The sequence below is a fragment of the Streptomyces sp. SJL17-4 genome (assembly GCF_036826855.1).
Classification (GTDB): Bacteria; Actinomycetota; Actinomycetes; order Streptomycetales; family Streptomycetaceae; genus Streptomyces.
On sequence record NZ_CP104578.1, the window covers coordinates 2076991 to 2101710 of the forward strand.

21 protein-coding genes are annotated in these 24720 nt (G+C 71.3%); 4 read left to right on the forward strand and 17 right to left on the reverse strand.

From position 1 onward, the window contains the following. Positions 1-54: 54 nt before the first annotated feature. Genes N5875_RS09125 through N5875_RS09140 form a run of 4 tightly spaced genes read right to left on the reverse strand, consistent with a single transcriptional unit; the run spans position 55 to position 3451 of the window. On the reverse strand, positions 55-1038 hold the full coding sequence (locus N5875_RS09125) for an NAD(P)/FAD-dependent oxidoreductase (protein ID WP_338492867.1): 984 nt from the start codon (positions 1036-1038) through the stop codon (positions 55-57). Beyond that, entirely contained in the window at positions 1010-1765 is a 756-nt protein-coding gene (locus N5875_RS09130) for a 4'-phosphopantetheinyl transferase superfamily protein (protein ID WP_338492870.1), read from the reverse strand. The genes N5875_RS09125 and N5875_RS09130 overlap by 29 nt, the downstream gene beginning before the upstream one ends. Beyond that, positions 1762-2610 carry a metallophosphoesterase gene (locus N5875_RS09135; protein WP_318212177.1) on the reverse strand — a complete coding sequence of 283 codons (849 nt, stop codon included), beginning with the start codon at positions 2608-2610 and terminating at the stop codon, positions 1762-1764. Before N5875_RS09135 ends, N5875_RS09130 begins: the two co-directional genes overlap by 4 nt. Beyond that, the gene (locus N5875_RS09140; RefSeq protein WP_338492874.1) at positions 2603-3451 is read right to left on the reverse strand and encodes an NAD(P)-binding domain-containing protein; all 849 of its coding nucleotides are present in this window, start codon (positions 3449-3451) and stop codon (positions 2603-2605) included. Before N5875_RS09140 ends, N5875_RS09135 begins: the two co-directional genes overlap by 8 nt. Positions 3452-3616: 165 nt before the next feature. Between N5875_RS09140 and N5875_RS09145 the strand changes: the two genes are divergently transcribed. Then, complete coding sequence (locus N5875_RS09145) at positions 3617-4255, forward strand: NAD(P)H-dependent oxidoreductase (protein ID WP_318212179.1); 639 nt, start codon at positions 3617-3619, stop codon at positions 4253-4255. 150 nt (positions 4256-4405) lie between these two features. Here the strand turns inward: N5875_RS09145 and N5875_RS09150 are convergent, their stop codons facing one another. The 9 genes from N5875_RS09150 to N5875_RS09190 all read right to left on the reverse strand — a co-directional run bounded on the left by N5875_RS09150 (position 4406) and on the right by N5875_RS09190 (position 16614). Further along, positions 4406-5203, reverse strand: coding sequence for a putative protein N(5)-glutamine methyltransferase (locus N5875_RS09150; RefSeq protein WP_318212180.1), 798 nt, complete (start codon positions 5201-5203; stop codon positions 4406-4408). A gap of 121 nt (positions 5204-5324) precedes the next feature. After that, on the reverse strand, positions 5325-7643 hold the full coding sequence (locus tag N5875_RS09155; RefSeq protein WP_338492877.1) for a biotin carboxylase N-terminal domain-containing protein: 2319 nt from the start codon (positions 7641-7643) through the stop codon (positions 5325-5327). Between the two features lie 14 nt (positions 7644-7657). Beyond that, on the reverse strand, positions 7658-9268 hold the full coding sequence (locus N5875_RS09160) for a carboxyl transferase domain-containing protein (RefSeq protein WP_338492879.1): 1611 nt from the start codon (positions 9266-9268) through the stop codon (positions 7658-7660). 34 nt (positions 9269-9302) lie between these two features. Next, positions 9303-10460 carry an acyl-CoA dehydrogenase family protein gene (locus N5875_RS09165; RefSeq protein ID WP_338492882.1) on the reverse strand — a complete coding sequence of 386 codons (1158 nt, stop codon included), beginning with the start codon at positions 10458-10460 and terminating at the stop codon, positions 9303-9305. Positions 10461-10604: 144 nt separating this feature from the next. Next, positions 10605-11372: a 3-oxoacyl-ACP reductase FabG gene (gene fabG, locus N5875_RS09170; protein WP_318207404.1), complete on the reverse strand. Its 768-nt coding sequence runs from the start codon at positions 11370-11372 to the stop codon at positions 10605-10607. Next, the gene (locus N5875_RS09175; RefSeq protein WP_318207405.1) at positions 11369-11581 is read right to left on the reverse strand and encodes an MbtH family protein; all 213 of its coding nucleotides are present in this window, start codon (positions 11579-11581) and stop codon (positions 11369-11371) included. The genes fabG and N5875_RS09175 overlap by 4 nt, the downstream gene beginning before the upstream one ends. A 53-nt stretch (positions 11582-11634) precedes the next feature. Beyond that, positions 11635-12978, reverse strand: a complete 1344-nt coding sequence (locus tag N5875_RS09180) for a cytochrome P450 (RefSeq protein ID WP_318207406.1) — start codon at positions 12976-12978, stop codon at positions 11635-11637. A 59-nt stretch (positions 12979-13037) separates the two neighbouring features. Then, positions 13038-14861: a non-ribosomal peptide synthetase gene (locus N5875_RS09185; protein ID WP_338492888.1), complete on the reverse strand. Its 1824-nt coding sequence runs from the start codon at positions 14859-14861 to the stop codon at positions 13038-13040. A gap of 121 nt (positions 14862-14982) precedes the next feature. Then, positions 14983-16614 (reverse strand): AMP-binding protein, encoded by a 1632-nt coding sequence (locus tag N5875_RS09190; protein ID WP_338492891.1) that lies wholly within the window; start codon positions 16612-16614, stop codon positions 14983-14985. 159 nt (positions 16615-16773) lie between these two features. Here N5875_RS09190 and N5875_RS09195 point away from each other — a divergent pair, with 159 nt between their 5' ends. After that, entirely contained in the window at positions 16774-17772 is a 999-nt protein-coding gene (locus N5875_RS09195) for an acetamidase/formamidase family protein (RefSeq protein ID WP_318207409.1), read from the forward strand. Between the two features lie 61 nt (positions 17773-17833). Continuing rightward, positions 17834-19024 carry a cytochrome P450 gene (locus N5875_RS09200; RefSeq protein ID WP_318207410.1) on the forward strand — a complete coding sequence of 397 codons (1191 nt, stop codon included), beginning with the start codon at positions 17834-17836 and terminating at the stop codon, positions 19022-19024. A gap of 144 nt (positions 19025-19168) precedes the next feature. Here the strand turns inward: N5875_RS09200 and N5875_RS09205 are convergent, their stop codons facing one another. Together N5875_RS09205 and N5875_RS09210 are read right to left on the reverse strand one after the other, a co-directional pair. After that, entirely contained in the window at positions 19169-19870 is a 702-nt protein-coding gene (locus N5875_RS09205; RefSeq protein WP_338492893.1) for an SDR family NAD(P)-dependent oxidoreductase, read from the reverse strand. Positions 19871-19899: 29 nt separating this feature from the next. Further along, a complete protein-coding gene (locus tag N5875_RS09210; RefSeq protein ID WP_338492896.1) occupies positions 19900-21180 on the reverse strand; it encodes a condensation domain-containing protein in 1281 nt (426 codons plus the stop codon). Between the two features lie 332 nt (positions 21181-21512). Between N5875_RS09210 and N5875_RS09215 the strand changes: the two genes are divergently transcribed. Then, positions 21513-22481 carry a zinc-binding dehydrogenase gene (locus tag N5875_RS09215; protein ID WP_318207413.1) on the forward strand — a complete coding sequence of 323 codons (969 nt, stop codon included), beginning with the start codon at positions 21513-21515 and terminating at the stop codon, positions 22479-22481. 110 nt (positions 22482-22591) lie between these two features. On the opposite strand, the gene N5875_RS09220 is transcribed toward N5875_RS09215, so the two are convergent. Further along, positions 22592-23827, reverse strand: a complete 1236-nt coding sequence (locus tag N5875_RS09220; protein WP_318207414.1) for a 3-deoxy-7-phosphoheptulonate synthase — start codon at positions 23825-23827, stop codon at positions 22592-22594. 19 nt (positions 23828-23846) lie between these two features. Further along, positions 23847-24641 (reverse strand): arylamine N-acetyltransferase, encoded by a 795-nt coding sequence (locus N5875_RS09225; RefSeq protein ID WP_318207415.1) that lies wholly within the window; start codon positions 24639-24641, stop codon positions 23847-23849. Positions 24642-24720 lie beyond the last annotated feature (79 nt).

Consider the following 24720-nt stretch of genomic DNA (forward strand, 5'->3'; position numbering starts at 1 on the left):
AGACGGGCGAGGAGGGGGAGGCGGCGCGGGGACCGACGCCGGAAGGCCGGAGGATCAGGCCGCGGGAACGGCCCCCTCGTCCTGGGAGGCACGGTGGGCCAGAAGATCCCGCTGGATCTCCTCGTCCACCAGATCGTGGTTGAGCGCGAACGCGGCCGCGGCTCCCATGCCGGCCGCGGTGACGGCCTGGGCACGCGAGTCCACCACGTTGCCGACGGCCCAGAGGCCGGGCCGGCTGGTGCGTCCGGCGCGGTCGGTGACGAGCCAGCCCTGCTCGTCACGCTCGCAGCCGAGCCCGTCGAAGGCGGAGTCGTTCGGACTCATCTTCGGGAAGAGAAAGACACCGGCGCAGTCCACGGTGCGCCCGTCGGTGAGCTCGACGGCGTGCAGCCGCCCGTCCTTGCTGAGCAGGGTGGCCACGGACCCGTCGACCACCTCGACCCCCCGGGCGTCCATCCGCTCACGCTCGTCCTCGCCGAGCGGCCGGTCGTGGGAGACGTACACGACGTCGTGGGACCACTGCCGCAGCAACAGGGCCTGCCCGGCCGAGGCCGGATGGACGCCCAGCACCACGATCTTCTCGTCGCGCACCTCGTAGCCGTGGCAGTACGGGCAGAAGTGCACGTCCCCGCCCCACAGCGCGCGCACTCCGGGGATCTCGGGCAGCTGGTCGCGCAGCCCGGTGGCCAGCACGACGTGCCGCGCGTCGAGCGAGGCACCACCGTCGAGCCGTACGACGAAGCCCCCCTCGTCACGCGCCTCGACCTGGTCGACGCGCCCCTCGATCCGTACGGCCCCGTAGCGCGCGATCTCCGCACGCCCGGTCTCGAGCACGGTCAGCGGCGACACCCCGTCACGGGAGAGGAAGCTGTGCATATGGGCCGAGGGAGCGTTGCGAGGCTCCCCGGAGTCGACGACGGCGACACTGCGCCGCGCCCGCGCGAGCACGAGCGCGGCGTTGAGCCCACCCGCCCCGCCGCCTATGACGATCACGTCGTACGAGGTTCGGTCACTGTTTTCCTTGTGGGCGCCGGTCATGGCGATCACCTCCGCCGCCAGGGTGCGGCCCACCCGAAACCTGAACAATCTTTGTTGCCATTTCCGGGACGCCGGTAGGGGGGACGGTGATGGCCGCCAGGGCGAGGCCGTTGGCGGTCAGCCAGCGGCCTTCCAGGTGGGTGAGGCCGATGCCGGGCGGGGTGTCGGGGGACAGGATCCTCGCGTCGAAGGTGGAATCGGCGAGGTCGATGGTGATGTCGGCGTCCTCGAAGCCGAGGGCCTGGCCGGTGAAGGGGTACCAGGCCTTGAAGACGGCCTCCTTCATGCAGAACAGCAGGCGGTCCCAGTGGACGCCCGGGTCGGCCGCCCCCAGGAGGCGCAGGTGGCGGCGTTCCGTCGCCAGTGTGGTCGCGTCGAGGATTCCCTCGGGCAGCGGCGCGTGGGGTTCCGCGTCGATGCCGATCATCGCGAACTCGCTCGTTCTGCCCAGGACCGCGCCCCGGTACCCGGTGCAGTGGGTGAGGCTGCCGACGACCGTCTCCGGCCAGCGGGGGGCGCCGCCCTCGCCGGGCAGTACGGGGGTGGGCGGGAGGCCCAGTTCGGCGAGGGCTCTGCGGGCGCACGTCCGGATGGTCGTGAACTCCCGTCGCCTGGAGTCCACCGCGTTTCGGACGACCGCCTCCTCCTCGGGGAAGAGAGTGGCGTCGTCGGGGTCGTCGAAGGCCTCGGAGACCGCGAGGCCTTCGGGGAGGATCCGCTCGATCACGGGGCGCTCCGGGGGACGAGGACCGGGCGCGGCACGTTCCGGGGGTGGCCGGGCCGCTTCCACTCCCTCGGGTAGCCGACCGACACCTCCTCGAAGCGCACGCCGTCGTGCCGGGTGGTCCGGGGGATGTGGAGGTGACCGTAGACGGCGACGGCGGTGTTGAACCGGCGGTGCCAGTCCGCGGTGCGTTCCGTCCCGCACCACTGGGCGAACTCCTGGTACCGCAGGATCCTGGTGGGTTCCCTGAGCAGGGGCCAGTGGTTGACCAGGACGAGCGGGACGTCGGGGTCGCACGCGGCGAGGCGCCGCTCGGTGTAGTCCACCCGCGCCGCGCACCAGTCCTCACGGCCGGCGTACGGGTCGGGGTGCAGGAAGAACTCGTCGGTGCACACCACCCCCGCCTCGTAGGCCTGCGCGAGCGACTGCTCCTTGTTCGCGGCCGTGGGGGTGCGGAAGGTGTAGTCGTACAGCAGGAACAGGGGCGCGACGCGGACCGGACCGCCGTCTCCTTCCCACAGCGCGTACGGATCCTCGGGGGTGAGCACGCCCAGTCCGCGGCAGACGTCCACCAGGTACTCGTACCGCGCCACGCCCCGCAACTGGACCGGGTCCTGCTCCGGGGTCCACAGCTCGTGATTGCCCGGGCTCCAGATCACCCGGGCGAACCTCTCGCTGAGCGTTCGCAGGGCCCAGGTGATCTGCTCGGTCAACTCCCCCACGTCACCGGCCACGATCAGCCAGTCGCCGTCCGACGACGGGCGGAGTCCTTCGACGATCTGCCTGTTCTCCGCGTGGGCGACGTGCAGGTCGCTGATGGCGAGCAGGCTCGGCCGGCGCTCACTCACCGTCCCGCCCTCCGTCCGCGACGGCCTCGTCGAGCCGGAAGAAGGTCCGGTAGAGGGCGAGCTGGTGATCGAGCATGGGTGCCCCGTGGAGGACCGGGTGCCCCAGGGCCGCGGCGGACCTCAGCAGCGCGGTCTCCCGCGGCTTCATGATCACATCGGCGACCACGCACCGCGGCGGGAGGTCCTGTGGGGAGAACGGCAGCGGATCGTCGGGGCGCATACCGAGCGGGGTCGCGTTCACCACGAGGTCCGCGTCCGCGAACACGGGCGTACGGCTCCCCGACGCACGGCCCGGCCAGTACGCGTCGAGCCGGGCGAGGAGCGCGTCCAGCTTGTCGGTGTCCGGGTCGCACAGGGACACCCGCGCCGCGCCCGCCGCCAGCAGAGCCGCCGCGATCGCGCTCCCGGCCCCGCCGGAGCCGACGATCGTGACGCGCATCCCGTCGGGTCGGTGCCCGGCTTCGGTCAGTCCGGCGACGAACCCGATGCCGTCGAAGTTCTCACCGGTCCACCGACCGTCCGGTTCGCGCCGCAGCGCGTTGACCGCGCCGGAGGCCGCGGCGGCCGGGCTGACCTCGTCCGCGAGGCGTAGCGCGGCCGCCTTGTGCGGAATGGTCACGAGTATCCCGTCGAGATTGTCCGTCTTCCGCAGCCCGTGGAAGACCTCGGCGAAGGAATCCGGCCGCACATGGACCGGAAACAGCACCGAATTCAAGCCAAGCTCAGCGAAAAGCGGATTGAGAAGGGACGGTGCCCGCACTTGGGCGACGGGGTCACCAAGGACGGCATAGAGCCGGCTCTCCCCCGAAATCGACAGAGCATGAGAAGAGTTGCTCTCCACGGATGACCTCTTTCCCGCAGGGCGCCCCGCGGTCCGGCCGCGGAGTCCTTTCGAATCAAAACCGTCAACATGGGGGATGCCGAGCCACCTTGAAGGGGTGGCTCCTCCCCCTCGACTGGGAGACTATGGAACCGTTTCCGCCCGGTCCGAAAATGAAATGCGAAGATGACCTACCTGCTGCACATCGACTCCTCCGCCGTCCCCCACCGATCGGTCTCCCGTGACGTCGCGGCCACCTTCCTCACCACGTGGCAGAAGGAGAACCCCGAACTCACCGTCGTCCACCGCGACCTCACGACGGACCCCCTGCCCCACCTGACCCCCGACGCGGTCACCGGCCGCGTCACCGCCCCCGGGGACCGCACCGAGGCCCAGGCGGCCGCGATAGCCCTCCAGGACACCCTCATCGAGGAGTTCCACGGGGCCGGCGCCTACCTGTTCACCGTGCCGATGTACAACAACTCGGTCCCGTCCGCCTTCAAGGCCTGGATCGACCAGGTCTTCGTCGTCGGCCGGGTCCTCTTCGGCTCCCCCGACCAGGTGCCCACGCGCGGCCGCCGCGCCGTCGTCATCGCGAGCCGCGGCGGCGGCTACGGCCCCGGCAGCCCCCGCGAGGGCATGGACCACGTCACGCCCTACCTGAAGACCGTCCTCGGCAGCTCCCTCGGCCTGGACGTCGAGTTCGTCACCCCCGAACTGACCATGGCCCCGCTCAACCCCGCCATGGCCTCGCTCGTTCCCCTGGCGGAGGCGTCCCTCGCCCGCGCCCACGAGGAAGCCGAGCAGTACGCCCGGCAGTTCTGATCCTGGTCTGATCCCGGTCTGATCCCGGTCAGATCCCGGTCAGATCCCGGTCAGATCCCAGCGGGCCGACCGGTCGGGCAGCGGCTCTCCGCCGCCCGACCGTCCCGGTCAACCTCCCGGTCACGCCCCGGTCAACCTCCCGGTCACGCCTCAGGCAGCGTCGGCGCGGCTCGCGATGATCACCGTCGCGTCCAGCTCGTCGTCGACGGCCACCCGGGCGAGCAGCCCGGCGCCGGTCACGGCGGCCACGGCCTCGTCGGCCTGTCGCTCGCTCGTCTCGAACAGCAGGACGCCGCCCGGAGCAAGCCACTCCGCCGCCTCGGCGACGACGCGCCGCAGGACCTCGAGACCGTCCACCCCGCCGTCGAGAGCCACCCGCGCCTCGTAGTCGCGGGCCTCGGCCGGAAGGAGCTCGATCTCCGTGGTGGGCACGTACGGGACGTTGCACAGCAGGACGTCCACGCGGCCCTTCAGCCCGACGGGCAGCGGCTCGAAGAGGTCCCCCTCGTACGCCGCTCCCCCCGCCGGGACGACGTTGCGCCGGGCGCAGCGGACGGCGGCGGGGTCCACATCCGCGGCGTGCAGCTCGACCTCGTCAAGGGAGGCGGCGAGCGCGACACCCAGAGCGCCCGAGCCACAGCACAGGTCCACGACGACCGCCCGGGCCGGAGCGAGCCGTGCGGCCTCCTGAACGAGCGCCTCGGTGCGTCGCCGGGGTACGAAGACCTCGGCGTCCACCTCGATGCGCAGGCCGCAGAATTCCGCGTATCCGACGACGTGTTCGAGCGGCAGACCGACGACCCGGCGCTCCACCATTTCTTCGAGCTCTGCGGCATCACCGGCCGCAGACATGATCATCTGGGCCTCGTCCTCCGCGAACACGCATCCCGCGGTGCGGAGTCGGGTGACGATGGCGGCTTCGGAATGGTCAAGCGAGGGAATGGACATGGGAGCCTTTCGAACTGCGATGGTGACGTGCGGTTGCGGTGCGGTATGCCGTACGGGCGGTGCAGTGCGGTGCGGTGCGGTGCGGTGCGGTTGTCGGAGACGACCGGCGAATATCTCAGCATTATCCGACGTGTTGATCTCGCCCTTCAACCTGACCCGGTGCGCTGACGACGGCGAGGATCTGGTCCATGGCGACGGTGGTGCCGGGTGTGACGTCCAGCTCGGTGACGGTGCCGGCGTGCGGGGCGGAGATGACGTGCTCCATCTTCATCGCCTCGACGACGAGCAGGCTCTGCCCGGCCTCGACCTCGTCCCCGACGGCCACCTTGACGACGGTGACCGTGCCGGGCATGGGCGCGGCGAGTGTGTCGGCGCCGCCGTGCCGGGCGCCGGAGAGCGCGGCCTCGACGGGGTCGTGGTCGAGGACGTGCCAGGAGTCGCCGTCGCGGCCGAGCCAGATCCCCTCCGGGGAGGGGGTGACGGTGAAGCGGTGGGTGACGCCGTCGACGGTGAGGGAGATTTCCCCCACCCCGCCCCTTCCCGAAACCCTGCCGGGGGCTGGGAGAAGGGTGCTGCCGAGGGCAGCGGTGAGCGCACCGGCTGCGCCGGGCGCGTGCGGCAGCTTCGCGCCGCCGAGCGTGGCGCCGGGCGTGGCGACGCCGACTGCGACGCCGGGTGTGGCACCGGCTGCGACGCCGGGCATGCCGTCGGCTGCGATGCCAGGCGTGGCACCGGCTGCGCCGGGCTCGTGCGGCAGCTTCGCGACGCCGGGCGTGGCGCCGGCTGCGATGCCGGGTATGGCGCCGGGCGTGGCGCCGGGCGCATGCGGCGTGGGTTCCGTTTCGCCCAGCAGGAGCTGGGCGCTCGATTCGGTGCCGCGCACGCGTACGCGGACCGGCTCGTGGCCTGGGACGCGGAAATGGTGGGGCGTCCAAGCCGGTTGGCCGCCCAGGCGCCAGCCGCTACGGACCTCGAAGGGGTCCAGCCAGCCCTCGGCAGGCCCGCGGCGGAGCCGCTGATCGATGCTGCGAGGAGGGGTGGGGCGGGGGAATTGACGCAGCAGCGCCGCCGCCGCGTACACCTCCTGCGGGACCCCGGCGTCGATCAGGTTCTCCGCCTCCCGTTCCACCAGACCCGTGTCCAGGTCGCCCGCCACCACGGCGTCGTGGGCGAGGAGCCTTCGGAGGAAGCCTGCGTTCGTGGGGACGCCCAGGGTCGTCAGGTCGGCGAGGGCCGCGCGGAGTTTACGGAGGGCCGTGGGGCGGTCCTCGGCGTGGACGATGACCTTCGAGAGCATCGGGTCGTAGAGGGAGGAGACCTCCGTGCCCTGCGAGAGGCCGGAGTCGGTGCGGACGCCGTTGCCCTGCGGCTCGTTCAGCGCCAGGACCGTACCGCCCGACGGGAGGAAGCCGCGGGAGGGGTCCTCGGCGCAGATGCGGGCCTCGATCGCCCAGCCGTCCAGCCGGATCTCGTCCTGCGTGAAGGGGAGCCGCTCGCCCGCCGCCACCCTCAGCTGCCACTCCACCAGGTCGATGCCCGTGATCAGCTCCGTGACCGGGTGTTCGACCTGGAGGCGGGTGTTCATCTCCATGAAGTAGTACGAGGAGGGGTCGCCGCCCGGGACGATGAACTCGACCGTGCCCGCGCCCACATAGCCGCAGGACCGGGCCGCCTCGACCGCCGCCGCGCCCATCGACGCCCGGAGCTCCGGAGTCAGCAGGACGCTGGGTGCCTCTTCGATGATCTTCTGGTGGCGGCGCTGGAGCGAGCACTCGCGCTCGCCGAGGTGGATCACGTTTCCGTGGGCGTCCGCCAGGACCTGGATCTCGATGTGCCGGGGGCGGTCGATCCACCGCTCCACCAGCAGCGTGTCGTCGCCGAACGACGCGCGGGCCTCACGGCGCGCGGACGCGATCTCCTCGTCCAGGACTGCGAGGTCCCGGACGAGCCGCATCCCCTTGCCGCCACCGCCGGCGGACGGCTTGAGCAGAACGGGCGCCCCCAACTTCCGGGCCGCCTCGACCAGTTCGGGGTCGGCCGCGCCGGGCACGACGGGGACGCCCGCCGTCTTCACCGTTTCCTTCGCCCGGATCTTGTCGCCCATCAGCGAGATCGCGGAGGCCGGGGGGCCGATGAAGACCAGGCCCGCGTCCGCGCAGGCCTGGGCGAACCCGGCGTTCTCGGCCAGGAAGCCGTAGCCCGGGTGGACGGCCTGCGCGCCCGTCCGGGCGGCCGCGTCGAGCAGTGCCTCCACCGACAGGTACGACTCGGCGGCCGGCGGCGGGCCGATCCGTACCGCCGTGTCCGCCTCCCGTACGTGCCGGGCGTCGGCGTCCGCGTCGCTGTACACCGCCACCGAACGTACACCCAGGGCCCGCAGCGTGCGGATGACACGGACCGCGATCTCGCCGCGATTGGCGACGAGCACTGTGTCGAACATGGTCTGCGGTCCTCTCACATCCGGAAGACGCCGAACTGGGGGTCTCCCAGGGGCGCGTTGGCACAGGCGGTCAGGGCGAGTCCGAGGACCTGCCGGGTCTCCAGCGGGTCGATGACCCCGTCGTCCCACAGCCGCGCGGTCGCGTAGTAAGCGCTGCCCTGGGTCTCGTACTGCTCACGGATCGGAGCCTTGAACGCCTCCTCGTCCTGCGCGCTCCAGTCGTCGCCGAGCTGGTCGCGCTTGACGGTCGCCAGGACCGAGGCGGCCTGCTCCCCGCCCATCACCGAGATCTTCGCGTTCGGCCACATCCACAGGAAGCGCGGCGAGTACGCCCGCCCGCACATCGAGTAGTTGCCCGCACCGTACGAACCACCGACCACGACCGTCAGCTTCGGCACCCGGGTGGTGGCCACCGCCGTCACCATCTTCGCGCCGTGCTTGGCGATACCACCGTGCTCGTACGCCTTGCCGACCATGAAACCGGTGATGTTCTGCAGGAACACCAGCGGAATCCCGCGCTGGTCGCACAGCTCGATGAAATGCGCGCCCTTCTGCGCGGACTCGGCGAACAGGATGCCGTTGTTGGCGACGATCCCCACCGGATGCCCGTGGATCCGGGCGAAGCCCGTGACCAGCGTCTGCCCGTACTCCGACTTGAACTCCTGGAAACGCGATCCGTCCACGACCCGCGCGATCACCTCGCGCACGTCGTACGGAGTACGGGAATCCACCGGCACCGCCCCGTACAGCCCGTACGGATCGACCTTCGGCTCCTCCACCGGCTCCACCGACCACGGCAGCGCCCCACGCTCCGGAAGCGTCGCCACGATGTTGCGGACGATGCGCAGCGCGTGGGCGTCATCCTCGGCAAGGTGGTCGGTGACACCGGAGATCCGGGAGTGGACCTCACCGCCGCCCAGCTCCTCCGCCGTCACGACCTCACCGGTCGCCGCCTTCACCAGCGGCGGACCACCCAGGAAGATCGTGCCCTGATTCCGTACGATCACCGCCTCGTCGCTCATCGCCGGCACATACGCGCCACCGGCCGTGCACGAACCCAGGACCGCCGCGATCTGCGGAATACCCGCCCCCGACATCCGCGCCTGGTTGTAGAAGATCCGCCCGAAATGCTCGCGGTCCGGGAAGACCTCGTCCTGCATCGGCAGGAAGGCGCCGCCCGAGTCGACCAGGTACAGGCAGGGGAGACGATTCTCCAGGGCCACCTCCTGGGCGCGGAGGTGCTTCTTCACCGTCATCGGGTAGTACGTACCGCCCTTGACCGTCGCATCGTTCGCGACGATCACACACTCACGGCCCGACACCCGACCGATGCCCGCGATCACACCCGCCGCCGGGGCAGCATCCCCGTACATCCCGTTCGCCGCCAGCGGCGCCAGCTCCAGGAACGGCGAGCCCGCGTCGAGCAGAGTGTCCACCCGGTCCCTCGGCAGCAGCTTCCCCCGCGCGGTATGCCGCGCCCGGGACCTCTCACCACCACCCAGCGCCGCCGCCGCGAGCTTGGCACGCAGGGTCGCCGCCAGCTCATGGTGCGCCGCCTCGTTCGCCTGCCAGGCCGGCGAGGCGGGATCCGCCCCACTCGTCAGCACAGGTGCCTGGCGTGTCATCGCGCGTCGTCCCGGCCCGTCGGTGTCCGCGGCCTCATGACGTCATTCCGAGTTCCCGCGCGATGAGCATCCGCTGGACCTCCGACGTCCCCTCGCCGATCTCCAGGATCTTGCAGTCACGCCAGAACCGGCCCACCGCGGACTCGTTCATGAAGCCGTATCCGCCGTGGATCTGCGTCGCCTCCCGCGCGTTGTCGACCGCGGCCTCCGAGGAGTAGAGCTTGGCGATGGCCGCCTCCTTCTTGAACGGCTCACCGTGGAGCAGCCGGGAGGCCGCGTCCCGCCAGGCGAGGCGTGCCATGTGGGCGCGGGTCTCCATGTCGGCGATCTTGAACTGGATGGCCTGGTTGGACCCGATCGGGCGGCCGAAAGCCTGCCGGGTCCCCGCGTACGCGAGTGACTCGTCGACACAGCCCTGGGCCAGCCCCGTCCCGAGGGCGGCGATCGCGATGCGGCCCTCGTCCAGGATGCGCAGGAACTGGGCGTAGCCGCGGCCCTCTTCGCCGACGAGGTTGGCGAGCGGGACGCGGACGTCGTCGAAGGAGAGTTCGTGGGTGTCCGAGGCGTTCCAGCCGACCTTGGAGTACGAGGCGGCGACCGTGAAGCCCGGGGTGCCGGAGGGGACGATGATCGAGGAGATCAGCGGTCGGCCGTCGGGCTTGCGGCCGGTGACCGCCGTGACCGTCACCAGACCCGTGATGTCCGTACCGGAGTTGGTGATGAAGCACTTCGAACCGTTGATGACCCACTCGTCGCCGTCCCGCACGGCCGTCGTCCGGGTGCCGCCCGCGTCCGAACCGGCCTCCGGCTCGGTCAGACCGAACGCGCCGAGCAGCTCGCCCGAGCAGAGCCTCGGCAGCCACTCGCGCTTCTGCTCCTCCGTACCGAAGCGGTAGAGGGGCATCGCGCCGAGCGAGACGGCCGCCTCCAGGGTGATGGCCACCGAGGAGTCGACCCGGGCCAGCTCCTCCAGGGCGATGCAGAGCGCGAAGTAGTCGCCGCCCATGCCGCCGTACTCCTCAGGGAAGGGCAGACCGAACAGCCCGAGACGGCCCATCTCCGCGACGATCTCGTACGGGAACCGCCGCTCCTCGTAGTACGCGCCGATCTTCGGGGCGACCACGTCGCGGGCGAACGCGGCGACGGTGGCGCGGAGTTCCTCGTACTCGGAAGAGAGCCGGTGGTCAAGCATGGGGGTTCCTCCTGGGGCCCGGGCGGATGTGCTCCGGGCGCGGGGATGGCGGGGGCGTCGGGGTGGCCGGAAGGCGTGGTGAGGGGGGCGGTGCCGGCGTAGGCAGGGGCAGGGGGCTTGTGCCGGCACCGCGAGGGGGGTGGGTTACTGCGGCCCGCCGTCCACGTGGATCGTCTGACCGGTGACATAGGCGGCGTCCTCGCTCGCGAGGAACGACACCACCGCGGCGATGTCCTCGGGCGAGCCGACCCTGCGCAGCGGCGACCTGGCGGCCGCCGCCCGGCGGAACTCCTCCGGGTCGGCGCCCGTACGGCGTGCGGTCTGGTCCGTCATGGCCGTGGCCACGAAGCCGGGAGCGATGGCGTTGACATTGATCCCGTACGGTCCCAGCTCGATCGCCAGGGTGCGGGTGAGGCCCTGGACACCCGCCTTGGCGGCCGCGTAGTTGGCCTGGCCGCGGTTGCCGTCGGCGGCGACCGAGCTCAGGTTGACGATCTTCCCCGACCCTTGTCCCGCCATGTGCCGCTGCGCGGCGCGCGAGCACAGGAAGGCGCCCTTGAGATGGACGTCGACGACGGTGTCCCAGTCGTCGTCGCTCATCATGAAGAGCATGTTGTCGCGCAGGACGCCGGCGTTGTTGACGAGGACGTCCAGCCGTCCGTACTCCGCGACCGTACGGTCGATCGCGGCGTCGACCTGGCCGGAGTCCGTGACGTCGCAGCCGACGGCCATGGCACGGCCGCCGGTCGCGCGAATCCCGGCGACGGTGTCGGCCGCGTCGCCCTCGGTCAGGTCGAGGGCGACGACGGCCGCGCCGTCGGCGGCGAGCCGCTTCGCCGTCGCGGCGCCGATGCCCCGGCCCGCTCCGGTGACGATCGCCACGGCGCCGGCGCGGAGGGTGCCCGAGGTCATGCTCCCTCCATCGACCCGATCAGGCTCTTGGGGCGCATGTCGAGCCACGAGGCCTCGACGTGGTCCAGGCATGCCGCCCGGTCCGCCGGCCCCAGGACGCTGCGCCAGCCGGCCGGTACGGCGGTGGACGCGGGCCAGAGGGAGTACTGCTCCTCGTCGTTGACCAGGACGAGGTAGCTGCCGTCTCGGTCCTCGAAGGGGTGGGTCATCGGTGCACCTTTCTGGGGCGGCATCGCGGTGGACCGCGATGGGGCGGGCGTGGTCAGCCCTTGGGCATGCCGCTGAGGTCGGGCTTGAGGGAGACCGGCAGGGAGTGCATGCCGTGCAGGATCGTCGAGTAGATCCAGCTCTCGGGGCCGGTCTGCTCGATGTCGGTGACCATGCGGCGGAGTCCGTCGAGGACCGCCTCGATCTCCATGCGGGCGAGGTAGTGCCCCAGGCAGAAGTGCGCACCGTGGGCGAAGGTGAGGTGCTTGTTGGGCGTGCGGTTCAGGTCGAAGCGGTACGGGTCCTCGAAGACGTCGCCGTCGAAGTTGCCCGAGGCGATCCAGACGCTGACCACGTCGCCGGCCTTGATCAGCTGTCCGTTGACGACGACGTCGCCGGTGGCGGCGCGGCCGCCGTGGATGGACGGCACGGTCCAGCGCAGGATCTCCTCGACCGCGGTGTCGAGCTTCGCCTCGCCGCTGCGGAGGGCCTTCCACTGCTCGGGGTACTGCTTGAGGGCGAGCAGGCCGCCGGTGATGGCGTGGCGGCCGGTCTCGTCGCCGCCGATCATCAGGCCGTAGCAGTTCGCCATGAGTTCGGCGTCGCTCAGGCGTTCGCCGTCGATCTGGCTGTTGGCGAGGAGGCTGACGACGTCGTCGTGCTTGCTGTTCTTACGGGTGGCGGCCAGGTCCGCGAAGTACAGCAGGATCTCGCTCTTGGCGGTCCAGCTGTCCTCCGGCGGGGCGTCGGCGTGGTCGGAGCTCCAGGCGCGGGAGGTGAGGCCGAGGAGGTACTTGCGGTCCGAGCGCGGCACGCCGAGCAGGTCGCAGATGGCGCCGAGCGGGACGCTGCCGGAGACGTCCTCCGCGAAGTCGCACTCGCCCTTCTCGATGGCGGCGACGAGGAGGCCGTCGACGGTCTCGCGCAGGCCTTCGCGGATGTCGTGCAGCATCCGCGGCGAGAAGGCCTTCATCAGGATGTTGCGGATCTGGGAGTGGCGGATGCCGTCCGTCACGGCCAGCATCGTCCCGGCCGCGGAGTCGCCGCCGGTCAGGAGCGTGCCCAGGGCGTTGCCGCCCTCGGTGGTGAAGTGCTCCTTGTCGCGGTAGACGGTCATGGCGTCCTGGTGCCGGCTGACCACCCAGAAGCCGGGCTGGGAGCCGCGGGCCTCCTGCCAGTACATCGGGCGTTCGGCGCGGAGGTGGCGCCACACCTCGGTCAGGTCCCGCTCTGCGTGGAGGACGGGGTCGGCGAGGTCCAGGCTCTCGAGTTCGGCCGGGTCGACCATCGGCTTGCTCTGGTGCGGGGGGACGGGTGTCTCCGCCCCGGTCCTCGGGGTCTCGGTCTTCGGTGCCTCGGTCGTCGTCATCGGTGCCTCGGTCGTCGGGGTCTCGGTCATCGGGGTCTCCAGTCCGCGTTGCGCGTCGGCGGGTTCGGCAGGGGGCCGGGGCGTCGCGCTCAGCGCTGCGCCGCGGCGTCGGCGCCGCTCGCGACCGCGGCGAGTGCCTCGACGGTCGGGTTGCTGATCATTTCGCGGGGCGAGATGGAGTAGCCCGCTTCGCGCGCCTTGAGGATGACGGTGATGGCGAGCATGCTGTCGCCGCCGAGCGCGAAGAAGTTGCTGTCGGCCTTGACCTCGGACACGCCGAGCAGCTCGCCGAAGATGGCGGCGAAGGCCACTTCCGCCGGGTTGCCGGGGGCCCGGCCGGCGGTGTCGGCGGTGGTCTCGGGCGCCGGCAGGGCCAGCCGGTCGAGCTTGCCGTTGGGGGTCGTCGGGAAGGTGGTGACGGTGACGCAGGCGGCGGGCACCATGTGCTCCGGCAGGCTGCGGGCCGCGAACTCGCGCAGTTCGGCGGAGCTCGGTGCGGGCTTGCCGTAGAGCTTGCCGACGATCACGTAGGCGACGAGCTGGCGGCTGCCCGGCTGGTCCTCGCGGACGACGGCCACGGCCTGGTCGACCGAGGGGTGCCCGGCCAGGACGCTCGCCACCTCGCCGAGCTCGATGCGGAATCCGCGGAGCTTGACCTGGTCGTCGGCGCGGCCGTGGAAGTCGAGGCCGCCGTCGGGCCGCGGGGAGACCAGGTCGCCGGTGCGGTACATGCGGGATCCGTCGGCCGCGAAGGGGTCGGCGACGAAGCGTTCGGCGGTGAGGCCGGGGCGGCGCAGGTATCCGCGTGCCAGGCCGTCGCCGCTGACGTAGAGCTCGCCGGTCTCCCCGACGGCCACGGGGCGCAGTTCCGCGTCCAGCACGTGGACCCGGGCGCCGGGGATCGCGGTGCCGAGCGAGGGGGTCCCGGCCGCGGTCAGCGGTTCGGTCATGGTGGCGCAGACGGTCACCTCGGTCGGGCCGTACGCGTTGACCATGCGGCGGTCCCGCCCCGTCCAGCGCTCCACGAGTTCGGCGGTGCACGCCTCGCCCGCGACGAGCAGGCTGCGGATTCCGCCGAGTTCCTCGGCGGGGACGCTGGCTGCGGCGACCGGCGGGAGCACGGCGTGGCTGACGTCCAGTCCGGTGAGGACCTCGGTCAGGGTCTCGCCGGCGAGGGTGCCGGGCGGCGGGACGACGAGGGTGGCGCCCGCTTCGAGGACGGCCAGCAGCTCGAAGACGTACGCGTCGAAGCTCGGCGAGGCGAACTGGAGCAGCCGGCTGTCGGTGTCGACGGCCATCCGCTCGACCGTCGCGGCCGCGAGGCCGGCGAGGCCGCCGTGGGTGACGGCGACGCCCTTGGGCGTGCCGGTGGTGCCGGAGGTGTAGATGACGTAGGCCAGGCCGGCCGCCGTCAGGGGGGCGTCCAGTTCGACGAGCGCCGGGTTCGCGTCGGGGGCCGTCGCGATCCGGTCGGCGGTCGCCGGCTCGTCGATGACGAGCCGGTCGCTTCCGGTGCTCGGCGGCAGCCGGTCGGCCGAGGTGCGGTCGGTGACCACCAGGGCGGGGGCCGCGTCGGCGAGGACGAAGGCGATGCGGTCGGCCGGGTAGGCGGGGTCGACCGGCAGGAACGCGGCGCCGGTCTTGGCGACCGCGAGGGTGGCGACGACCATGTCGACCGAGCGCGGCAGGGCGAGGGCGACCAGCTTCTCGGGGCCCGCGCCGTGGGCGAGGAGGATCCGGGCGAGCCGGTTGGCGCGGCCGTTGAACTCCTCGTAGGTGAGGGTCTCCCCGGCGGAGGCGAGCGCGGTGGCGTCGGGACGGTCCTTGGCCCGCCGTTCCAGCAGCTCGGCGAGGGTGACCGGGGCCTCTCCGGGGCCGCTGTCGTTCCGCGTGCCGTGTGTGGTGGTGGCCATGCCGTCCTTCTCCTCAAGGGGGGCGGTCCCGGACGACGCGGTCGTACCGCCCGTCGTCGTGTTCGGATTCGTCATGTCAGGTGTGCCGGGTACGGCGGGTGCGTCGGGCTTGTCCGGCATGTCAGGCCACCGGCCAGCGGGCGTCGGTGACCGCGAGCCGCTCCCGGGCTTCGGCGCGCAGCCGCAGCCGGTCGGGCTTGCCGAGGGCGAGGACCGGCAGGGTGGTGCGCAGCTCGATGTCGGCCGGTACGTGGTTCGGCGTGAGCCGCTCGGCGACGTGCCGGCGCAGCTCGTCGGCGTCCGGGGCGGCACCCGCCGTCGGGACGATCACGGCGAAGATCCGTTCGAGCCGGTCCACGTCCTCCACGCCGAAGACGGCCGCTTCCGCGACCGCCGGGTGGTCAAGCAGGGCGCGTTCGACGGAGGCCGGGTAGACCTTGATGCCGTTCGTCTTGATGACGTCGGCGATCCGGCCGTGCAGGTGCAGGTATCCGGCGTCGTCGAGGTGCCCGATGTCGCCGGTGTGGATCCAGCCGTCGCGGACGGTGAGCGCGGTGAGCTCGGGCTCGTTCCAGTAACGCTCCATCGACCAGCGGGAGATGACGCAGATCTCGCCGGGCTCGCCGGCCGGCAGGATCCGGCCGTCCTCGGTGTCGCGGATGGTCACGCGTACGGCCTCGGGCGGCCGGCCGACGGTGGCCCGCAGGGCGGGGTCGCGGTGGTCGTCCGGGAGGAGGAGGCTGATCAGGCCGCTCTCACTGGTGCCGTACACCTGCATGATGACGGGGCCGAGGACCTCCACGGCCTTGCCGATGCGGTCCGGTGAGGCGGCGCTGCCGGTGTAGAAGAGCTCCCGCAGGGTCGACAGGTCGGTGCTGCCGATGGCGGGGTGCTCGGTCAGCGCGTACACCTGGGGCGCGGACAGGACGAGACGGGTGATGCCGTACTGGCCGATCGCCCGCAGGACCTCGGTCGCGTCGAAGGCGGACTGGAGGACGACGAGGCCGCCGGTGATGACGGTGTCGTCCGCGGCGAAGCCGCTGGAGTGCGTGAGCGGCGCGGTGACGAGACAGTTCGCGGGGACGCCGCGGGCCGCCGAGGTGGCCACCATGTCGTTCTTCACCGCGAACGCCCAGCTGACGCCCTTGGGGCGGCCGGTGGAGCCGCTGGTGTAGGTGACGACGGCGATGTCGCCGGCCTCGGCGGTCTCCGGGTCGAAGGCGTCGGCGGGGGCGGCGGTGAGGTCGACGACGTCGGGGCCGAAGGCGCCGAGCCCGGCGAGCAGCGGACGGGTCTTCAGCGCGTCGCACAGCTCGCGGCCGCGGCCGACGTTGTCGGCGTCGACGGCCAGCAGGGTGGCCCCGACGTCGGTGAGGATGTCGAGCTGGAGTTCCAGCGGCAGTTGGTCGAGCGGGTTGACCGCGTTGACTCCCCTGAGGTGGACCACCGTGGCGCCGAGCAGGTTCGCCGCCCAGCGCAGGATCAGCGTCGCCGGGGTGTTGGCGTGGGTCAGGACGGCGACCACACTGTCGAGGCCCACGCCCTGCGCACGCATGACCTGGGCGGCCGAGGTGACCGAATCGGCGAGAGATCCGGCGGTGGTGGGCACGTCCTCGCATATGAGTGGTGTATTCAGGGGATTGGCGCCGAGGGCGTCCAGGATCTGCCGGACGTAATGACTATTGCCTTGCAACCACGTTCTCCATTCGGCTCGTGGGAGCGAGGCCGTCAGCGCATCAGTCAATTGAGGCACGGCGTTCCGGCCTCGCGTATCGGCCCGCTGAGATGGACGTTCACCAGATCTCAAGATAGAGGTGGAGCCGACGCGCCGACATCCCCAGGTCTGGTAGTCGTGAGAACGCCGCCGGAATGCCTTGATATTCGTACGACGCCTGTCCTAGCGTCGTACGCCATGGAGATACACACGGTCGAGTCGACACCTGTCACTGTGCGTTCCGGCGTACTCGACCCGGGTGCCCCGGCGGTCGCGAAGATTGAATCCGGCGATGTGGTGAGCTATCCCGACACCTGGACCAACTGGAACAACGAGTTGGCGTTCGGGATGTCCTTCGAGGAACTGGTCGACGTGCGTCGGCGCAATCCCGGCAATCCGTTTCCGCTCCTGGGGCCGGTGGAGGTCGCGGGAGCCGAGCCGGGCGATGTGATCGAGTGCCGGCTCACCGCGCTCCGTACCCGCGACTGGGGCTGCAACGCCTCGCACCCGGGGTCGGGCGCGCTGCGTGACGACTTCACCGAGCCGTACATGCACTACTTCCGTTTCGACGAGGAGCGTCGCACGGCCGCCTACGCCCAGGGGACCACGATCCCGCTGGCGCCGTTCCTCGGGATCATGGCAGTGGAGCCGGCCGGGGACGAGCCGGTCGGCGCGCTGCTCGCCGGCCCCCACGGCGGCAACCTGGTGCTGCGCGAACTCACCGTCGGGTCCTCGCTGTTCCTGCCGGTGGCCAAGCCCGGCGGGCGGGTGTGGGTCGGCGACGTGCACGCGGCGCAGGGTGACGGCATGGTGGACCAGACGGGCATCAAGTCGGCCGCGGAGGATCTGCGGATCCGCTACGACCTGCACAAGTCCGTCGCGCTCGACGGCCCGCTGGCGGAGACCGAGACGCACTGGATCGGCTTCGGCTTCGCCGCCGACCTCGACGAAGCGCTCCTCGCCTGCCTGCGGGGGCTGGTGGCCTGGCTGCCGGCCGCGGCGGGGATCACGGCCGCCGAGGCGTACGCGCTGTGCGGCATGGCGGTGAGCTTCCGGATCACGCAGTACGCGGACCAGCGCGGCTCCTCGTACAGCGCGCTGCCCCCGAAGACGGTCCACGGCATGGTGCCGAAGGACGTCTTCCCGCCGGAGGTCCAGGAGCGCATCGGCGCCTGGCTGCGGCCGTCGGCCCGATGACGGCCGGTCGGCGAATCCCCACCCCCCACTGCGTATGCCCGATATCGAGAAGGATGCCGCGATGAGCGAGCCGATAACCTATCAGCAGCACTGGGACCGCACGGATCATTTCGATCCGCCGTCGCTTCTGCTGGACCTGAGCCGGGAACGGCCGCTGACGAGAATGACGTACCCCAGCGGCCATGTCGGCTGGCTGGTGACCGGCCACGAGCTGTCCCGCGAGATCCTCAGCAATCCCGTCTTCAGCCACAATTACGGGATCGGCCACTTCCCCATCACCAAAAAGGGCAAGCAGATTCCGCCGCTGCCGGTGATGCCCGGAATGTTCATTCACATGGACCCGCCGGAGCACACGAAGTACCGGAAGCTGCTGACCGGTGAATTCACCACCCGCCGGATGAACCAGTGGGCGGAGCGCGTCGACGTCCTGGCCGCCGAGCACCTGAAGGGAATGCGCGAGCAGGGCACTTCGGCCGATCTCGTCGCCTCCTTCGTCCGGCCGCTGGTCCTCCAGGTCATCTGTGAGCTGATCGGCATTCCGTACGACGAGTGCGAGAAGATCGCCCAGCTGCCGGACACCTCGAACGACGAGAGCATCGAGCTGGACGACGAGCTCGCCGCGGGGCGCGAGTCGTTCTTCTACGTGCGCGAACTCGTCCAGCGGAAGCGGAACGAGCCGGGCGACGACATGCTGAGCCGGCTCATCGCCGCCGGTGAGCTGACGGACCAGGAGATCACCAACATGATCCTCCTGGTGTTCGTCGCCGGTTACTCCACGACGGAGGCCGCGCTGACGTGCAGCACGCTGGCGCTGCTGCACCACACCGAACGGCTCGCGGAGTTCCGGGCGAACCCCAGGTCCGCGAACGCGATCGAGGAACTGCTCCGCTACACGACGGTCAACCAGTACCAGATCTTCCGTACGGCGCTGGAGGACATCGAGCTGGGCGGCGAGACGATCAGGAAGGACGACACGGTCACCGTGTCGCTGCCCGCCGCCAACCGCGATCCGGCCAAGTTCGGCTGCCCGCACGCACTGGATCTCGACCGCGACACGTCGGGACAGATGGCCTTCGGATACGGCGTGCACATGTGCCTCGGCCAGAACCTGGCGCGGATCGTCATCGGCGCCGGGCTGCGGACGCTGGTCGAGGAACTGCCCGGTCTCGAACTGGCTGTTCCGCTGGAGGAGGTCCCGCTGCGGGGCCGTTCCACGGTGGTGAGCATGGTCGAACTGCCCGTCCGCTGGTGACGGACTGAGCAGCGCGTCGCGTACGACGGAGCGGGCCCGGAGATCCTCCGGGCCCGCTCCGTCGTACCGCGCGTCGTACCGCCTCACGGCCGTGCGCTCGCCGTCATGCCGACACGCACGGCATCAGGGCCGTCACGCACGACGTCACGGCCGTCCCGCCGTCATCGCGACGTGGACGATCTGGCCGGACACCGCCGAGGCCTCCGCGCCGGCCAGGAACCATACGGCGTCGAGCGCCCCCGCCGCGTACGCCGAGCCGCCGCCGGCGCCGGACGCGGCGGCGGCGGTCAGGTCCGTCACGGAGGGCTCGGGAGCGATGACGTTGGCCGTGATGCCGAACGGCCGCAGCTCCATCGCCAGCGTCCTGGTGAACCCGGCGAGGCCCGTCTCGACGACCGAGTTCCGCGCCGCCGACGGCCGGTCGCCGCCCGCGACGTCGGCCAGCACGAGGATCCGGCCCCCACCGTTCTTGATCATCGGGTCGACGACCGCGCGGCTGGTGACGAAGACCCCTCGCAGGGGGCCGCCGACGGCCTCGGTCCAGTCCTGGTCGGAGAGTTCGCGCAGCGGACCGCGGTCGACGGCCCCGACGCAGTTCAACAGGACGCCGGGATCACCGAGGTCGGCGCGGACGCGGGTCAGCGCGAGATCGACCGAGCCCGCGTCGGTGACGTCCGCGGCCACGAACACGCACCGTCGCCCCGTCTCCGCGATCCGCCGCACCGTGTCGGCGTGCGCGGCCTCGTCCGCTCCGAGTACGGCCACGTCCATGCCGTGGTCGGCCAGCCGTACGGACGCGTCGGCGCCGATGCCCTGCGCCGCGCCGGTCACCATTGCGACTGCCATGGTTCGTTCCTCTCTCGACAGGGTCGGCGTCAGGCCGCGGACACCGGGGCGCGCTCCACGAAGGAGAGCAGGGTGGCCAGGACGTGATCGTGGATCTCGTCCATCCGCGCGGGGGTGAAGCACTTGGCGCTGTACGGCATCTCGATGCTGAGACGGCCGTACACGGTCATCGGGGACGCCACCAGCGCGCCCGCGCCGGCCTCGGGGACCCACTTCGAGGAGATGGCGAACTTGCGCATGTCGGTGATCTCGAGACCGCGTGGCGCCGGCGGCCCCGCGACGCTGCCGACGTTGGGCACGACGAGACTTGCCGTCAGTACGGACGGGTTCGCGAGCAGCCGGGGCAGGGCCTGGAGCTCCCGGGCGGGTTCGCCCCGCTCGATGGCGTCGCGCAGCTGTCCGGTGATCCGGCGGCCCAGCTCGATCAGGTCGCTTCCGGCGGGTACGTCGATGACGTCGAGGTACCAGGACGCGGCGGGGATCAGCACGTCGCGGCCGAGCGCCGGGGTCAGCCGGGCCCGCAGATCGACCGGCGAGACGAAGCTCAGCCGGTGGTCGCTGCCGTAGCCGGGTCCGTAGCCGTCCCGGACCGCGACCAGGAGGGCGGCCCCGACCAGGCCGTGCACGGAGACGCCAGCGCTCTTGGCGAACGCGACGAGGGCGCTGGTCTGTTCGCGGGTCAGACGGACGCGCTTCACGTCCATCAGGGGCCCGTCCTGCGACGAGGCGTTCGCCGTGAACGGGAGCACCGCGAGGGGGTGCGCGGAGGTCCGCTCGGTCCGGTCCTTCACGTAGGCGTCGAGATCCTCCTCGGAGCTCGGCGCGAGCAGATCGTCGACGGCCACCGGCCACGACTCCCCCGCGGCCCGCGGAGCCTCGTACGAACCGTCCTGGATCCCGGAGTACGCGCTCCAGATCTCGTTGCACAGGACGGTGGCACTGTGTCCGTCGCAGATGACGTGGTCGATGCCGAGGACGAACGTCGACTCTCCGTCGCCGCGGAAGAGGGTGGCGCGGACCAGGGGGCCGCCGGCCGGCAGCGGCCGGTTGAGCTGGTCGGTCAGGTCGGTGGGTCCGGCCGGAAGCACCTCCAGGCGCGGCAGCTCCTCCTCGTCCAGGAGTTCGAGGAAGACCTCGTCGCCGTCGTGGGCCACCCGGCTGCGGAGCGAGCGGTGCTCGGCGACCTTCGCGGCGAACGCCGCGGCCAGCAACTCCTCGTCGACCTCACCGCGTACGGTGCAGACGGTCGTCGCGAGGGTCCTGATCTCACCGACGTACAGGATTTCCGACAGAGACAGCTTGCGTCGCATACAGATCATTTCTCCAGACAGGGCTCGGCACCGTCACGCTAAATCGGGGCAGGGGACTTCCACATCCCCCGGCCTGACAGTTCCGCGCGGGACGTCCGGAAAGAAAACGAGCGGTGCGGGAAGGTGCCGCCGGGTCCTACCAGGCTGAGGGATGGTGCGGGCCTACTTCCCGGTACTAGCGTCACCGAATGGCATGACAGGACTCCACATCCCGTGCGTCCGACAAAGTGCTGAATTCGCCTTCCCTTGCTGACCGACCCCTGCGTGAGGAGATTCATGCACTGTCGCGACAATCCCCCGCCCATTCAGGCACGACGCGAGAGGGCATACGTGTGAAAGCCGTCTACGCAGACCGTCCCGACGACCACGATCCGCTGTCGGCGCTGGTCATCGGCGAACGCCCGGACCCCGTGGTCCCCGAGGGCTGGGTACGCGTCCGGGTCCGGGCCGTCTCCCTCAACCACAAGGACCTGTGGACCCTGCGGGGCGTCGGGCTGAACCACGACAAGTACCCCCGGATCCTGGGCTGCGAGGCAGCGGGCGAGGATCCGGACGGCCGTCGGGTGGCGCTGTACCCCGTACTCGACTCGCCGCCCGGGACGACCGACGAGACGCTCGTCCTGCCGGCCGCGCAGCTCGTCGGGGCGCGGCCGGGAACGCTCGCCGAGTACATCGCGGCGCCCGCCCACAGCCTCCTGCCGGTCCCGGACCACCTCACGTGGGAGGAGGCCGCCTGTCTGATGTGCACGTGGCTGCCGGCGTACCGGATGCTGTTCACCAAGGCCGAACTGCTCCCCGGGAACTCGGTGCTCGTGCAGGGCGCCGCGGGCGGACTGTCCACCGCGCTGATCCAGTTGGGCGCGGCCGCCGGACTCCGGGTCTACGCCACGAGCCGTACCGCCGACAAGCGGGATCTGGCCCGACGGCTCGGCGCCCACGAGGCGTTCGAGCCCAACACCGAGCTGCCGGAGCAGGTGGACGCCGTCATCGACAGCGTCGGCAGGGCGACCTGGACGCATTCACTGCGCAGCGTGCGCAACGGCGGCACGGTCGTCGTCGCCGGAGCGACCACCGGTGACGTGTCTCCGGCGCGGCTGCACCGCATCTACTTCCATCAGATCAAGATCGTCGGTTCGTTCAGCGGTACGCGTGACGAGTACGCGCGGATGATCGCGCTGATGAACACGACGGGCATCAGGCCGCTGGTGGACGAGGTGCTGCCGGCGCAGGACGCGCCCGCGGCGTTCAAGCGCCTGTCGGACGGCGACGTACGGGGCAACCTCGTCCTCACCTGGCCGTGAGGCGGGCGGCCGTCCGCTGACCGACGAAGAGGCGGTGCCCGGGGAGATCCCGGGCACCGCCTCTTCGCATGTGCCGCGCAACGCGCCGCCTCGGGGTGGGGCGGTTCGGTTCATGTGCCCAGCAGCTCGGCGGTGTGGAAGCCGAGCTCGACGGCGTGCGACCCGGTGAGTCGCGCCCCGGCGGCGCTCTCGCACGACCCGGCGCTCTCGCGCGACCCGGCTGTCTCGACGCGAAGTCCGCCCGGGTGCGTGCCCAGGCGGCGGTGCACCTCGATGAAGCCCGCCACCTCGTCGAGCGCGCCCTCGAATTCCCCGGGGTTGCGATGCACCGGGTCGCACTGCCAGACGACCTGCCGACCGGTCGCCTCGACCCGCTCGACGATCGATGGCAGGAGGTCGCGGACCCGCCCGCCCCCCATCGCGCAGGTCAGGGTCAGCCGCCCCGGGTCGGCGCGCGGGTCGAGGCGCTCCACGAGATCGGCGACGTGTGCCGCGGTGGTGTCGGGGCCGATCCGCAGTCCGACCGGGTTCGACACCCGCCGGACGAGGTCCGTGTACGAGGCGTCCGCGCGGGCGGTCCGCGCGTCGAGCCAGAGAAAGTGCGCCGAACCGCTGACCATCGAGGTCGCCGGGCCGGCGGGCGCGGCGTCCTGGCCCATCGGGCGGGGGGTCGACGTGTCCCGTCCCGCCGGGCGGTCGGCCTCAGTGTCCGGGCGCATCATGGCCCGCTCGTCGTCCGGGGCCACCATCCGGCGGGAGGTGTACACCTCCGCCGTGCGCGCGGTGTGGTCGGTGAAGCCGCCGGCCTCCATGAAGCGCAGACCGCGGCCGATCCGATCGGCCAGGACCCGGTGGCGGGCGCCGGCGGCGGTGCGTACGAACTCGGTGTTCCAGCGATGGATCCGGTCCAGGGAGGGCGACTCGCCGCGGCACAGCCCCCGGAACAGGTTCATGATCGGCGCCGAGAGTGCGTGGTCCCGCGCGATGCCGTCGTCGGCGAGGCCGTGGGGCCGGGCGTACGGCCCACAGACCTGGGCCGTCTTCACCACCGGCAGGCCGGTCGCGTACATGAGGGCGACGCCCGTCTGGTGCAGCACGCGCAGGTTGGCCTCCAGGTGAACCTGCGGGTCCCCCGCGGCGGGCCGGGTGCTGTCACCGCCCTGGAGCAGGAACGCCTCGCCCCTGGCGACCGCCGCCAGCCGCACCGACAGCAGCTCCGTCTCGGCCCGCGCCACGAGCGGCGGCGCGGCGCGGAGCCGTTCCCGGACGGCGTGCGCCGGGCCGCAGTCCTCGTCGGCGAAGGCCGCGGCGAGATCCTCGACGGGCAGGGGAAGCAGGGTGGTCACGTAGGACACGGCGGGCCGCTCAGCCGACGGGCCCGGTGAGGATGCCCGCGGCGAGGTTCTCGTACTCGGCGTTGTCGACGAGAGTACGTACCTGCTCACGGCCGTCCCGAACGGTCAGGTACCGCCGCCCCTTCAGGATGGCCTGGCCGTCGTCCACCGCCCGGCTGCAGAGCATCAACCCGCCGGCCGCGTGCGGTTCCGTCGCGGCCAGCTTCTCGTTGACCTTGCCCTCGAGCTCCGACCAGGCGTCGGGCTCCCTGACGGCCAGCGTGAAGCGGTAGACGACGTGCCAGCGGCCGCCCTGCGCGCACCGGCGCAGGACGAGGTGCCCGGCGTCCTCGACGAGCCGGTACTGGACGCCGTACTGGACCTGGATCTCCTCACCGACCCGCAGTGGTTCCAGGAAGGACGGTCCCGCGTATCCGACGTCGACGAGCCACCGCTCGTCGTCCAGCGCGACGAGGAGGAGCATGTGCTCGACCTCCGTGCCGAAGACCTGCGCCCCTTCGACGGTGCTGCCGCCGATCAGGGCGACGTCGAAACCCAATTCCCGGAGCAGCCGGAAGAAGAGGCGGCTGAGCTGAATACAGCCGCCACCGTGGCCTTCGGCGATCACCGCGTCGAATGTGGCGTCCTCGTCGATGTCGACCAGGGCGACTCCGGTCCCCTCCGACGGCGGAAGCGTGAGTGAGCTGACGCTGTTGTACGGAATTGCCATGAGGTGTTTCTTGTGGAGCGCCCGCAGCGTGTCGAGATCCGGTTTCGCCTCTCCCTCATGACCTATGCACCGCAGATATTCGACGACGTCGAACATTTCCTCACCACATTTCTCGTCAGGTGGCCCCGGTGCCGGTCGCCGGCAGGAAGACCTGCGGGGCGACCGGCACCGGGGC